10 protein-coding genes are annotated in these 13,189 nt (G+C 57.8%); 3 read left to right on the top strand and 7 right to left on the bottom strand.

Annotation, left to right across the window (positions count from 1 at the left end):
* Positions 1-84 precede the first annotated feature (84 nt).
* The 5 genes from gap to edd form a co-directional block, all read right to left on the bottom strand.
* A complete protein-coding gene (gap, locus tag BM155_RS00780) occupies positions 85-1,119 on the bottom strand; it encodes a type I glyceraldehyde-3-phosphate dehydrogenase (protein WP_074900539.1) in 1,035 nt (344 codons plus the stop codon).
* A 299-nt stretch (positions 1,120-1,418) separates the two neighbouring features.
* A complete protein-coding gene (locus tag BM155_RS00775) occupies positions 1,419-2,042 on the bottom strand; it encodes a bifunctional 4-hydroxy-2-oxoglutarate aldolase/2-dehydro-3-deoxy-phosphogluconate aldolase (RefSeq protein WP_067152121.1) in 624 nt (207 codons plus the stop codon).
* A gap of 71 nt (positions 2,043-2,113) precedes the next feature.
* Positions 2,114-2,824, bottom strand: coding sequence for a 6-phosphogluconolactonase (gene pgl / locus BM155_RS00770; RefSeq protein ID WP_074900537.1), 711 nt, complete (start codon positions 2,822-2,824; stop codon positions 2,114-2,116).
* Positions 2,825-2,837: 13 nt separating this feature from the next.
* On the bottom strand, positions 2,838-4,298 hold the full coding sequence (gene zwf, locus BM155_RS00765) for a glucose-6-phosphate dehydrogenase (protein WP_067152117.1): 1,461 nt from the start codon (positions 4,296-4,298) through the stop codon (positions 2,838-2,840).
* A 50-nt stretch (positions 4,299-4,348) separates the two neighbouring features.
* Positions 4,349-6,166, bottom strand: coding sequence for a phosphogluconate dehydratase (gene edd / locus BM155_RS00760; RefSeq protein WP_067152115.1), 1,818 nt, complete (start codon positions 6,164-6,166; stop codon positions 4,349-4,351).
* A gap of 1,081 nt (positions 6,167-7,247) precedes the next feature.
* Between edd and BM155_RS00755 the strand changes: the two genes are divergently transcribed.
* Positions 7,248-8,291 (top strand): LacI family DNA-binding transcriptional regulator, encoded by a 1,044-nt coding sequence (locus BM155_RS00755; RefSeq protein ID WP_067152113.1) that lies wholly within the window; start codon positions 7,248-7,250, stop codon positions 8,289-8,291.
* 171 nt (positions 8,292-8,462) lie between these two features.
* Here the strand turns inward: BM155_RS00755 and katG are convergent, their stop codons facing one another.
* A complete protein-coding gene (katG, locus tag BM155_RS00750) occupies positions 8,463-10,634 on the bottom strand; it encodes a catalase/peroxidase HPI (protein ID WP_074900527.1) in 2,172 nt (723 codons plus the stop codon).
* Between the two features lie 329 nt (positions 10,635-10,963).
* Entirely contained in the window at positions 10,964-11,851 is an 888-nt protein-coding gene (locus BM155_RS00745) for a LysR family transcriptional regulator (RefSeq protein ID WP_197463052.1), read from the bottom strand.
* Positions 11,852-11,960: 109 nt separating this feature from the next.
* Here BM155_RS00745 and BM155_RS00740 point away from each other — a divergent pair, with 109 nt between their 5' ends.
* Both BM155_RS00740 and BM155_RS00735 read left to right on the top strand, forming a co-directional pair.
* Positions 11,961-12,368 (top strand): CidA/LrgA family protein, encoded by a 408-nt coding sequence (locus BM155_RS00740; RefSeq protein ID WP_074900526.1) that lies wholly within the window; start codon positions 11,961-11,963, stop codon positions 12,366-12,368.
* Positions 12,361-13,050, top strand: coding sequence for an LrgB family protein (locus BM155_RS00735; RefSeq protein ID WP_074900523.1), 690 nt, complete (start codon positions 12,361-12,363; stop codon positions 13,048-13,050). Before BM155_RS00740 ends, BM155_RS00735 begins: the two co-directional genes overlap by 8 nt.
* Positions 13,051-13,189: the final 139 nt, after the last annotated feature.

Genomic DNA, 13,189 nt, shown 5'->3' with positions numbered 1-13,189 from the left:
GGAGTTATTATGAAAAATGAGGTTCGGAAAGGCTGCACGCCCCCGCCCCACTCAAGTCAACCGTGAGAGAGGCGGGAGGAAAACTCAGGCAGTTTCAGCCGCAACCTGATTCAGTTGCAGTGACTCCGCCATGGCCAGGCTGGTGTCGAGCATGCGGTGGGAGAAGCCCCACTCGTTGTCATACCAGGCCATTACCTTGACCAGATTGCCGTTGACGCGGGTATGATTGGCGTCGAAGTGGCTGGAGGCATTGGTGTGATTGAAGTCCACGGATACCAGCGGCTGATCGCAGTAAGTCAGTACACCACCACTGGCCTCTGCGGCAGCTTTCATGATGCGATTGACCTCTTCCACGCTGGTTTCACGACCGGCGATAAACTGGCAGTCCACCAGGGAGACGTTGTTGACCGGTACGCGCACGGCCATTCCATCCAGGCGGCCTTTCAGCTCCGGCAATACCAGGCCAACAGCTGCGGCTGCACCGGTTTTGGTGGGAATCATATTGTCGGCGGCGGCGCGGGCTCGGTAGATATCCTTGTGCACCGCATCCTGGGTATTCTGGTCGTTGGTATAAGCGTGTACCGTGGTCATAAATCCGCGCTCTATTCCCAACTCGCGGTGCAGGGCCTTAGCCACCGGCGCCAGACAGTTGGTAGTGCAGGAAGCGTTGGAAACCACTTTGTGATCGGGGGTCAGCTTGTCGTGGTTAACGCCATAGACGACGGTCAGATCCGCGTCCTTGGACGGCGCAGAAATCAGTACCGCCTTGGCGCCAGCGGCAATATGCTCAGAGGCGGAGGCCTTGTCGGTAAAGCGGCCGGTGCACTCAAGCACTAGGTCGACACCCAGTTCCGCCCAGGGCAACTTGGCCGGTTCCCGCTCCTGGCAGACGCGGATGCGGTCGCCACCGATCAGCAGGTCCTCGCCTTCCACGGCCACTTCGGTATTAAAGCGACCGTGAATAGTATCAAAGCGGGTCAGGTGGGCATTGGACTCCACCGGAGCCAAGTCGTTGATCGCCACCAGCTGCACACGGTCGTTATATCCGGATTCGTAGATGGCACGGGTGACGTTGCGGCCGATGCGGCCGTAGCCGTTAATGGCAATTTTAATTTTCATCTCGCTATAGCCTCATTATTGCAAATCGCTTTTACCCTCTCCCCTCATTCCCCTATCTCCCTCCAGCTGGAGAGGAGAACGAGAATTAACGCGTAGGCCCCTGATAAATTCGCCCCAGGCATTCGAGACCGCTCCGCGCCCGGATAAGAAGTACAAGTTGCGGGCTAGATATTTCGACACTACCGGTTACCGGAAACGGTATAACCGGGGACTGTACGTGCACTTTCGAAGTATCCACCCAAAAATTCGAGCGCCCCTGGGTCAACTTCAGCGCTCATGGAAATTCATCAGGGATTCCCTTACAGGGTGGCGGCCTCTTTCGCCAGACGGGTGATTTCGGCCCATCTTTTTTCCCGAACCAGGTTGACTGCCGCCATCCAGGAGCCGCCCACGCAGATGACGTTGGGCAACGCCAGATAATCCCTGGCATTGTTCGGACTCACACCACCGGTGGGACAGAAACGCACCTGTGCCAGGGGCCCACCGATGGACTTGAGCATGGGTACGCCGCCAGCGGCCTGGGCGGGGAAGAATTTCTGGTAGCGGTAACCACGCTCCAACAAGCGCATCACTTCAGAGGGGTTGGCGACCCCCGGAAGCAGTGGCACATCGCTGCTCTCCGCCGCGTCCAGAAGTTGCTCAGTGGTTCCCGGACTGACCATAAAAGACGCGCCGGCATCCTCAGAGCGGCGCACATCTTCGCCACTCAGTACCGTACCAGTGCCGATATGGGCGTCCGGAAGCTGTTTGGCGATGCGTTCCACCGCGGCCAACGCCGCCTCGGTACGCAGTGTGATTTCCAGTACGTTCAAACCACCTTCCACCAAGGCTTCCGCCAGCGGCAGGGCATCTTCGACATCGTCGATTACCAGCACCGGGATTACTTTGGCCTGTTCCAGTACTTCGGCGAGTTTTTCTTGCATCTTTGAATTCCAAACCTTTTGTTACAAAAGTCTCCGATTACACGATCGGGACAAAAGCGGGGCCGTTGAATTTAAGGCGCCCAATAAACGGTGACCGGTTTTAAGCCCTGCTTGAGAATACTGCGCACCGGCATTTCCAACTCGTCACTGCCGAGCAATGCCTCGCGATAAACTTTCAGTTTTTCGTTGCCGGTAATCAGCAGCTTAATATCCCGGGCCTGTAATATCGCCGCCAGAGTCAGAGTCATACGCTCCGTGTGAACGCCGGTAACTTCGCTTTGTCTGGCGGTAATGGCACTGCACAATTTTTGCGAGTCCGGATTCAACGCTGCGGCCAGCCCATCGGCGTGCGGAAAAAGTGAAGCTGTGTGTCCGTCGCTCCCCATACCCAATATGCAAACGTCAAAAGGCTTCGGAAGTTCTGCGTAGGCGCGCTCACAATCTTCCTCGCCTTCAGCGGCGGTGGCGTGCGGAGTTTTCATGGCGAGCAGGGGCGCCTCAGCGGCGCAGTTTTGCAACAGTGTTTTCTCGATAAACGCCTGATTGCTGCCGCTCTCGTTTCTGTCCACCCAGCGCTCGTCCACCAGGGCGACGGTAATCTGCGGCCAGGGCAGGGGCCGCTTCGACAGTTCGCGATACACCGGCTCAGGCGTACTGCCACCGGAAACCAGGAAGCTCGCCTGACCGCGCTCCTTAATACCTTTTTGCAGTTCACTGGCACAGTCGTGCACCAGTGCCTGAACCAACCGCTCGCGGTCTGAATAGAATTTTTCTTCTACCATTGCGCCCACCTGCCTATTGCGCGTTGAACCAGTGGCGACCGTCGCGGGCCAGCAGTTCACTGGCGGCCTGGGGACCCCAGCTTCCAGCGCGGTAAAGATGCGGCTGGTTGCCGGTATCCCGCCAGTGGTTGATGATTGGATCTACCCAGGCCCAGGCGGCGGCGACTTCGTCGCGGTGGATAAACAGCGCCGGGTTGTTCTCCGCCACGTCGAGCATCAAGCGCTTGTAGGCATCGCTGCGGAAGCTGTCGTAGGTATCTGACAGGGTGAGGTTCAACTCCGCCGGCTGCAGCTCCATGGTCAGGCTGTCCATTTTTTTTGCCATCAGCACCAGTTTGATGCTTTCCTCCGGCTGCAGGCGGATCACCAGGCGGTTGGGTATCACCTCGCCGGCGGATTCGTCGTATACCCGGTGAGATACGCACTTGTACTGGATCACAATTTCCGCACAGCGCTTCTCCATACGTTTGCCGGTGCGCAGATAAAAAGGCACGCCGGCCCAACGCCAGTTATCAATGTGTGCGCGTATGGCAACAAAAGTCTCCGTACTGCTCCTGGCCGCCTCCAGTTCCTCGAGATAGCCAGGCACCAGTTGGGTTCCCAGACCACCCGCCACATACTGGCCGCGCACAATATTCTGATCGACCGCCTCTCCCACCAATGGACGCAGCGCTTCCAGCACCTTGATCTTCTCGGCGCGAATATTTTTCGCCGACATGCTGTTGGGGGACTCCATGGCAATCAGGCACAGCAGCTGTAGCAGGTGGTTCTGTACCATATCGCGCAAAGCACCTGTTTCATCGTAGAAACCCGCTCTGCCCTCGAGGCCGACAGTTTCGGAAATACTGATCTGAATATGGTCGATGGTCTTCGCATCCCACAGATGCTCGAAAAGCACGTTACTGAAACGCAGCGCGAGCAGATTCTGAACGGTTTCCTTACCCAGGTAGTGGTCGATGCGAAATATGTTCTGTTCCGGAAAATAGGTGGCAATCTTGCCGTTGATCTCGTCTGAAGTGCGGGCGTTGTAACCCAAGGGCTTCTCTACCACCACGCGGGAGTTTTCGTGAATCAATCCCTTCAGCGACAGATTCTCGCAACAGGGACCAAACACCGCCGGTGGAATCGCCAGGTAAAAAATCCGCACCCGCTCCGAGTCACTGCCGAGAACATCAGTGAGAGAGTCCCACTGTTCATCCGGCACAGAAATATCCAGGGCCACGGCGCGCAGCAACTCACTGAACTCCCGCCAGCAGTTGTCGTTGTACTCGCCATCGCGCAAGTGGGTTTTCAGTGCCTGCTGGGCCGTTTCCAGATAATTGTCCGCATCCTCCTGGCGCCGGCAGACCGGCAATATGCGGCAGCCCTCAGCCAGGCTGCCCTCCCTGTGTGCGCGGTACAAGGCGGGAATCAGCTTGCGCAACGCCAGGTCGCCTCCACCGCCAAACAACACCATGTCAAATGGGTTAGCCATATATTCGCTCTGATTTCCTGTCTTTCGGCGCCTGTTTTGCGCGCCGTAATTTAATAAAGAATGCTGGCGCCACTTTCTGCGCCGCTAGCCAGTGAACGCATATTCGCAAACAATTCCCGGCCAGTGCCGCGGGCACTGCTGGAGAGATCTCCAGAGGCAGGCTCGCGCGCGGCCAGTTCGGCATCGTCCACAAGAACGCGCAGAATTCCGGCATCGGCATCCAATTCGATCAGGTCTCCGTCGCGGACTTTGGCGATGGGACCGCCTTCCACCGCCTCCGGCGACATATGGATAGCCGCCGGAACCTTACCGGAAGCGCCGGACATACGGCCGTCGGTGATTAGCGCTACTTTGAAACCGCGGTCCTGCAACACGCCCAGGGTCGGCGTCAGCTTGTGTAGTTCGGGCATACCGTTGGCCTGTGGCCCCTGGAAACGCACGACAGCAACAAAGTCTTTTTCCAGTTCGCCGGCCTTGAAACGCTCCAGCAACTGGTCCTGACTGTGGAAGACCACCGCAGGCGCCTTCACCTGCAGATTTTCCGGCTTCAGCGCGGACACCTTGATCACGCTGCGACCCAGGTTGCCCTCCAACAGCTGCAGGCCACCGTGATGGGAGAAGGGCTCATTCACCGGACGGATCACATCCGGGTCGCCACTGGTTTCCGGCGCCGGCCGCCAGACCACACCGCTTTTGTCTTCATTGAGGAAGGGGTCGCGGCAGTAGGGTTCCAGGCCCGAGTCGCCGAGTACCGTGTGCACATCCGCGTGCAACAATCCTGCGCCCAGCAACTCGCGAATCAAAAACTGCATGCCGCCGGCGGCGGCGAAGTGGTTAATGTCAGCGGTGCCGTTTGGATAAACACGGCAAAGCAAGGGCACCACTTCGGAGAGTTCCGCCATATCCTGCCAGGTCAACTGAATGCCTGCGGCACGGGCCATGGCCACCAGGTGCAGGGTGTGATTGGTAGAGCCGCCGGTCGCCAGCAGGCCGACAATGCCGTTGACGAAGGCTTTTTCAGTGAGAATCTTGGCGATAGGGGTGTGCTGACTGGGCTCGGTAATCCGGACCAGCTGCTCAACCGCCGCCCCGTTCAGCGCTTGGCGCAGCTCGGTGCCGGGGTTCACAAAGGAACTGCCCGGCAACTGCAAGCCCATGATCTCCACCAACATCTGGTTGGAATTCGCCGTACCGTAAAAAGTGCAGGTCCCGGGACTGTGGTAAGACGCGCTCTCCGCCTCCAGCAGCTCTTTGCGCCCCACCTTGCCTTCGGCGAACAGCTGGCGCACGCGCACTTTCTCCGCGTTGGCCAGCCCGGTGGGCATGGGGCCCGCAGGCACAAACATCGCCGGCAAATGGCCGAAGGCCAGAGCGCCGATCACCAGGCCGGGCACGATCTTGTCGCAGATACCGAGATACATGGCCCCTTCGAACACATCGTGGGAAAGGGCAATGGCCGTGGACATGGCAATAACATCGCGGGAAAACAGGGAGAGCTCCATACCTGCGCGCCCCTGGGTGACGCCGTCGCACATGGCGGGCACACCACCGGCCACCTGGGCTGTGGCACCACAGCGGGCGGCGGCCTCTTTCAATTGCGACGGGTAGGCGCCATAGGGCTGGTGCGCGGAAAGCATATCGTTGTAGGCGGTGACTATCGCCAAGTTGGGACCGCGCCCAGAGGCAATCAGATTCTTGTCTTTTTCATCGGAGGCGGCGATGGCGTGGGCCAGGTTGCCGCAGGAGAGACGACTGCTGGCACGCCCCTCGATATGCGCTTTATCGACTTGTGCGAGGTATTGGGCGCGGGTTTCCTCACTGCGTTCAATAATTCGCTCGGTAACTGCTTGAACCTTGCTGTGTAGCATAACTCTTCCGTTTTACTCAGCCGGCAGACTTCAGCGCGGCGACGCAGGTCTCTACCCGCTGGCAGAAAATATCAGGGCCAGGTGGGGCGCTTTGCCCTCCGGATTCACCGTTATCCACCTGTGGTTTTAGCGCCGCGGCCGGTCCTTTGCCCAACGCCACTGTTCGGGCATGGAAAACGACTTTGCGTTCATGCTTCCCAACCGCGAAATTTGATCCTGACCAATGGCGACCGGCGCCCCCGCGTGAGCGGGAACTCAGCTGAGGCAGCAAAGTGTGCTGCCTCAGGTTTGAACAGATTCCCGCAGATCCGGCACTAAACCGGCGGAGCTGCTGGCCGGTGCGCTATTATGTAGTAAATTTACAAACTCTTTCAAGCACCCCACCCCGCAACAATTGCGGGGCGGCCACACACAAGCCCCACCCCGAGAGCCCTCGGAAAACCCTCACTGAAGCTAAGGAACCTCTGATTAATTCGCGTGAACACAACGCTAGATTCCGGGACGCTCAGGCAATAGGACGGATATTTCAAAAAGGCACGAGCACTTCCCTGCAGATCCGCCGGATACCCCCTTGTATCCGGCGATTTCGAAATACGCCTCCTATCACCTGAGCTTCACATACGCCCCCGAAGAAACTCCGCCCCCAGGAAATGAATTAATCAGAGACCCCCTAACGACTGACTACAATAATGAACACCCTCAATTTTTGATCGCGCCACCCTATAAAGCCCCACCCCAAACACCCCCACCCCTAAGCAGGCGCACCGATGGAAAACCCGCACCACCAAGCTCAACACGACCACATACGCCATATGTAATAAATTTACAAAAGAGGCATGGCCTGCCATCCTGTGCAAAAGCGACTGGAAACAGGGTCAGCCGCCCTCCCCGATTTCCAAGCAAAAAGCAGCCATTTGCTGATAAAATCGTTTATTTTGCCGAAACAGGGTCTGACAGCGCTGGCGGAGTCGAAGAGGACAGAACTCCACTCCGTGGGGGCTTGGCGCGGGCGAGCCGCTCATATCACACCGCGCCCAGCTTCCAATCGGCAGCGGTCTCCACTACAAGGACAAGCGCCCAGATGAAAGTCACCATCAACGATGTTGCCGCACAGGCCGGCGTTTCCATCAAGACAGTTTCCCGCGTTATCAACAATGAGCCCTCGGTGCGCCCCGCTACCCGGAAAAAGGTGATCGACGCCGTAGAGGCACTCAATTACCAACCCAACCTCGCCGCGCGCAATCTTGCCGGCACCCGCTCCTACACTATTGCCTTTATCTATGACAATCCGAATGCCTACTATGTGATTGACATGCAGAACGGCATACTCGAAGCCTGCCGGGCACGCGGTTACGAGCTGCTGATTCACCCGAGCAATGCCAAATCGGACGCAGTGCACGATGAACTGAAAAACCTGGTGAGGCATTCCAGGATTGCGGGGCTGGTCCTGACACCCCCATTCTCGGAAGACCAGGCAATCATTGATACCGTCCGCTCTCTGGACCTGCACTATGTACGCATCCTTTCCGCCGCGGCCGCTGAGGACGATGAGGAAAATTGCATACAAGTGGACGACAATGGAGCGGCCTATGCGCTGACAAAGCACCTATTAGAGCTCAACCACAGACGCATCGGCTTTCTCTGCGGTAGCGAGGGTCACATCTCTACCCGCGCCCGCCTGGACGGCTACCGCCGGGCGCTGCGGGAAGCCGGCCTGCCAATCGAGAAGGAGCTGATACTGAAAGGCGAATACGCCTTTGATTCCGGTGTCGAGGGCGCCAAGAAGCTCCTACAGTCAGCCAACCCGCCCACGGCAATCTTTGCCAGTAACGATGAAATAGCTGCCGGCGCCCTCTTCGCCGCGCGACTGATGGATATCAAAATCCCCGAGCAGCTTTCCATCGTCGGCTTCGAGGATAGCCCCTTTTCGCGCCAAACCTGGCCCAAACTCACCACTGCTCACCAACCCAACAACGAAATCGCCAAGTGCGCCGCCGCACTGGTTCTGAACAAAGCCCGCAGCAAAGGCACAGAGAACGGAAAAGCACACAAAGAGGCAGGCATTCAAAAAGAGTTCACACCGGAGCTGGTGATACGGGATTCCAGCGGGCCAGCACCGGGCTAAACGCCCAGCCTGCACTGACGGCGAGCTGTCGGGACCTGTTCCCGGTGGGAAATGCGATACCGCCAACCGAAAAAATGCAACGGCCCCTGGATTCTGCAGGCCGTCACGCGTGAATAAACGCACAGGAAAGAGGCGCGCAAGCCCGCGCCTCCCTCCTGTATCCGGGTGTGATTACTTCAGGTCAAAACGATCCGCATTCATCACCTTGACCCAGGCCTTGACGAAATCCTTGACGAATTTCTCCTGGTTGTCATCCTGGGCGTACACCTCGGAGTAAGCGCGCAGGATGGAGTTGGAACCGAACACCAAGTCGACCCGGGTGGCGGTCCAGCGGGTTTCGCCGCTGCGGCGGTCAACGATGTTATACAGGTTGTCCCCCGCCGGTTTCCAGCTGTAGGCCATGTCGGTCAGGTTGACGAAGAAGTCGTTGCTCAGCACGCCCTCCCGGTCGGTGAAGACCCCCTCCTTGCGGCCGCCGTAGTTGGTGCCCAGCACCCGCATGCCGCCGATCAGCACGGTCATCTCCGGTGCGGTCAGTCCCATCAGCTGGGCCCGGTCGAGCAGCATCTCTTCAGGGGTGACCACAAACTTCTGCTTGAGCCAGTTGCGGAAGCCATCGGCCAGGGGTTCCAGCACAGAGAAGGAGTCGGCATCGGTCATCGCGTCGGTGGCATCACCGCGCCCCGGCGCGAAGGGTACATCGATGTTGACCCCCGCGGCCTTGGCGGCCATCTCCACACCCAGGGAGCCGGCCAGCACGATGGTGTCGGCGATGGATGCCCCCACTTTGGCGGCCAGGGGTTCCAGCACCGAGAGCACCCGCTGCAGCCGCTCCGGCTCATTGCCGGCCCAGTCCTTCTGCGGCGTCAGGCGGATGCGGGCACCGTTGGCCCCGCCGCGGTAGTCGGAGCCGCGGAAGGTGCGGGCGCTATCCCAGGCAGTACTGACCATGTCTGAGATGGAGAGACCACTGGCGGCAATTAGACTTTTCAGGTGGCCGATATCGTACTGGGTCGGGCCTTCGGGCACCGGATCCTGCCAGATCAGGTCCTCTTTGGGCACGTCCGGACCAAAGTAACGGCTTTTCGGTCCCATGTCGCGGTGGGTCAGTTTGAACCAGGCGCGGGCAAAGCAGTCATCGAAGTAGGCCGGGTCCGCCATGAATTTCTGGCAGATCTGGTTGTAGATCGGGTCCACCTTCATCGCCATGTCCGCATCGGTCATGATCGGCTTGCGACGGATGGAGGGGTCCTCCACATCCACCGGCATATCCTCCTCCTTGATGCTCACCGGCTCCCACTGCCAGGCACCGGCCGGGCTCTTCTTCAGCTCCCACTCGTGGCCAAACAGCATCTCAAAGTAGCCCATGTCCCACTGGGTGGGGTTGGTGGTCCAGGCGCCTTCGATGCCGCTGACCACGGTGTCGCGGCCGATGCCGCGCCCCTTGGTATTAATCCAGCCGATGCCCTGGTATTCCACATCGGCGGCCTCCGGATCCGGACTCAGATCTTCGGCGCGGCCGTTGCCGTGGCACTTGCCGATGGTGTGGCCGCCGGCGGTGAGGGCCACGGTCTCCTCATCGTTCATTGCCATGCGGGCGAAGGTCTCACGGATCTGCTCGGCGGTTTTCTGCGGGTCCGGCTGGCCGTTCACCCCTTCCGGGTTCACGTAGATCAGCCCCATTTGTACCGCCGCCAGGGGATTCTCCATGGTTTCCGGTTTGCCCACATCCTCATAGCGGCCATCGCTGGGCGCCAGCCATTCCTTCTCGGCCCCCCAGTAGGTGTCCTTCTCCGGGTGCCAGATATCCTTGCGGCCAAAAGCAAAGCCGTAGGTCTTGAGCCCGGCCACCTCATAGGCGATGGTGCCAGCCAGGATGATCAGATCCGCCCAGGAGATCTTGTTGCCGTATTTTTTCTTGATCGGCCACAACAGACGGCGGCCCTTGTCGGTGTTGACGTTGTCCGGCCAGGAATTGAGCGGTGCAAAACGCTGGTTGCCTGTGCCGCCACCGCCACGGCCATCCGCCAGACGGTAGGAACCGGCGGCGTGCCAAGCCACACGGGCGAACATGCCCACATAGCTGCCCCAGTCGGAGGGCCACCACTCCTGGCTGCTGGTGATCAGCTCACGCAGATCCTGCTTGAGCGCTGCCACATCCAGCTTTTTCAGCGCTTTGTGGTAGTCAAAGTCTCCCCCCATGGGATCGGTCTTGCGGTCGTGCTGGTGGAGAATGTCGAGGTTGAGGGCGTTGGGCCACCAGTCGGTGACGGATTTGCCCACTTCCGTATTGCTGCCGTGCATAAAGGGGCATTTGCCTGCGGAAGAGGTATTGTTTTCCATGGTGAGACTCCTTTGCTTTCACTCCGCAGTCAGGAGATAACTACGAAATTGGGTCATATCGATGAAAGGAACCGCCTGCCTCACCTCCATGTTCGCGTAAAAGAATCAGGGGCTCCTTAGCTATGACTTCCAGTATCACCGGCACGGGGAGGGAAAGATATTTAGATATCACCATGGTCCTAATAGGAAATTTATATCAGCAAAAGAAACTCAATAGGATTAAAAGATTATCAAAAGTGTGCAGCGTTTTTTTCTAGAGATATGCACATGCGCGCTTTCACCGCTGCCGAAGGGAGAAATGGGATAAACCGGCGTCAGTCGACCGCTTGTCAGAGCATTTCCCTTATCATTTCCCGCATTTTTCTTGCAGCAAAAGAGAGGCTCGCATTCCGACGCCAAATCAAAGAAAGAGTCCAACGCAAGAGCGTACTATCGAGAGGAACGACAACGACTCCGTCTGTTTTGTGACGTTCCGCGATCAATCGGGGTAACAACATAACTCCAGTACCAGCGGCCACCAGCGCGAGACCGAAGTCTGGATGGGAAACCTCTGCGACGACTCTCGGATCAAATCCCACAGCACGACAGTTATCCCTAATCAGCTTGCTCAACATAAAACCAGGTTCAAACCCGACAATTGGCACCTCAGCCAGTGCCTCCAGACGGATGGCTCCGGTCTCCGACATCGGGTGGGCGTGCGGCAATGCCACCATCATCGGATCGTCGCAAATCTGCATCCAGGCGATATCCTCATCCGTCGGTTTTAAACTGGTTGCCAGTTCAATTTCCCCGTTGCGCAAAGCGTCCTCCTGCTCTACCCCGCCCCGCTCCCGCAAGTGAATTTCAACGCCCGGGTAGAGTTCACGAAAACGGGCGATCACTGGCGCAAAGATTTCGCCACTTCCCAGCGGAGAAAGACCAATGCGCAGCTCCCCGCACTCGAGCCCTCGCAGCATACGGAGTTCATTGAGCATCTGCTCCCGGCCTTCCAACAGTGCATTTGCGTGGCGATATACCACTTTTCCTGCGGGCGTGAGCCGAACGCGGCTACCGCGACCTCCCCGCTCCAGCAGGGTCTCGCCCAGTGCCTCCTCCAAGCCACGTATCGCTTTACTGAGCGCTGGCTGTGAAAGATGCACCTGTTCCGCCGCCTTGCCAAAACCACCGTGGCGGACGATTTCAACTAAATAGCGCAATACCTTCAGGTCTATTTGCATAACTTAATTTCATACATTTCATATTTAACATTCATTATATATATCTCAAGCTCAACGCTAAACTAACGCTCATTCCCATTTCTTAACCCCCAGAGAAACGATCCGCTTTATGGCACGCACAGGTTCTGCACTTTTTCTACTGTTTCAGATTGCGGCCCTCTGTGGACTCTTCTGGCTCTGTAATCAGATAGTCGCACTGACACATTTGCCGATCCCCGCCAGTGTCATCGGCTTGGCGATCCTCGCTTTGTTGCTTCTCTTGCGTATCGTTCCGGAAAAAGCGGTCGTTGCAGCTTCCAGCTGGCTGCTCGGCGATCTTTTGTTGTTTTTCATCCCCCCAGTTGTGTCGGTAATCAAGAACTGGGTGATGCTCCGCGAGGACGGCGGGGTGCTCGTTACCACACTGATTGTCGGCACAGCACTCGTCTTGACCGGAACAGCCTGGGTGGTCGATCGCGTTTTCACCCTGGAAAAACACCTGCATAAACGTCACTTGCGAGGCCAAGCCGATGTCTGACACGCTGCTTGCGGCCCTGAGCCTGGCCGCCACTCTAGGCTTTTACTATCTGACTAAAACAGCCTATAAGCACCGAAAAAATATTTTGCTGGCTCCCTTACTGGCAGCTCCTCTGGGTATCATCGCTCTAATCCTCGTATTGCATATCCCCTTGGAAGACTACTATCTCTATACCCATTTTCTGGTGATGATGCTGGGTCCAGCGACAATTGCTTTTGCCGTGCCAATCTATCAGGAACGCAGGGTAATTCTGCGGTACCCCCTAACACTGACGATCGGTGTTGGTACCGGACTAATACTGGGCCTGTTTTCATCCTGGCTTCTGGTGCGAATTTTTCCCATGCCTGAGGCGCTGGCGAGCGGAATGTTGGTTCGTTCCGTTTCTATGCCTTTTGCAATGGAAGCAGTCACTGCTTTTGGCGGAGTGCCCGATATTACGGCGATGCTGGTGATTATGACTGGTATTACGGGAATGGCATTATCCGAACCGATCTTTAAATTCGCTGGGATCCGCACCTCTCTGGCCAAGGGTATCGCTCTGGGTGCAGCCTCCCACGGTGCCGGCACAGCAAAGGCCCGTGAGCTTGGTCGTGAGGAAGGCGTCATCGCCAGTTTAACGATGATTTTTACCGGCGTGGCCATGGTGCTCTGCGCACCTCTATTTTCCCAGCTGCTGAATTGAGGGACCTCTGATGCACTCACATGCGCGCTGCAGCTGGTTCCCGAGCGCTCAGACACACCGGTAAAACGCACGCGTGCGGCCTTAGAACGCCACCGGACACCTTTTGCCAGGCGGTTTGCAGCCTCCCCTTTTTTGACCG

The organism is Microbulbifer thermotolerans, from assembly GCF_900112305.1.
Lineage (GTDB): Bacteria > Pseudomonadota > Gammaproteobacteria > Pseudomonadales > Cellvibrionaceae > Microbulbifer > Microbulbifer thermotolerans.
This window is presented reverse-complemented; position numbering and strand designations above follow the sequence as displayed.

Coding starts and splice junctions, on each gene's coding strand:
- gap (WP_074900539.1), bottom strand. CDS start 1,119: ATGAAAATTAAAATTGCCATTAACGGCTACGGCCGCATCGGCCGCAAC.
- BM155_RS00775 (WP_067152121.1), bottom strand. CDS start 2,042: ATGCAAGAAAAACTCGCCGAAGTACTGGAACAGGCCAAAGTAATCCCG.
- pgl (WP_074900537.1), bottom strand. CDS start 2,824: ATGGTAGAAGAAAAATTCTATTCAGACCGCGAGCGGTTGGTTCAGGCA.
- zwf (WP_067152117.1), bottom strand. CDS start 4,298: ATGGCTAACCCATTTGACATGGTGTTGTTTGGCGGTGGAGGCGACCTG.
- edd (WP_067152115.1), bottom strand. CDS start 6,166: ATGCTACACAGCAAGGTTCAAGCAGTTACCGAGCGAATTATTGAACGC.
- BM155_RS00755 (WP_067152113.1), top strand. CDS start 7,248: ATGAAAGTCACCATCAACGATGTTGCCGCACAGGCCGGCGTTTCCATC.
- katG (WP_074900527.1), bottom strand. CDS start 10,634: ATGGAAAACAATACCTCTTCCGCAGGCAAATGCCCCTTTATGCACGGC.
- BM155_RS00745 (WP_197463052.1), bottom strand. CDS start 11,851: ATGCAAATAGACCTGAAGGTATTGCGCTATTTAGTTGAAATCGTCCGC.
- BM155_RS00740 (WP_074900526.1), top strand. CDS start 11,961: ATGGCACGCACAGGTTCTGCACTTTTTCTACTGTTTCAGATTGCGGCC.
- BM155_RS00735 (WP_074900523.1), top strand. CDS start 12,361: ATGTCTGACACGCTGCTTGCGGCCCTGAGCCTGGCCGCCACTCTAGGC.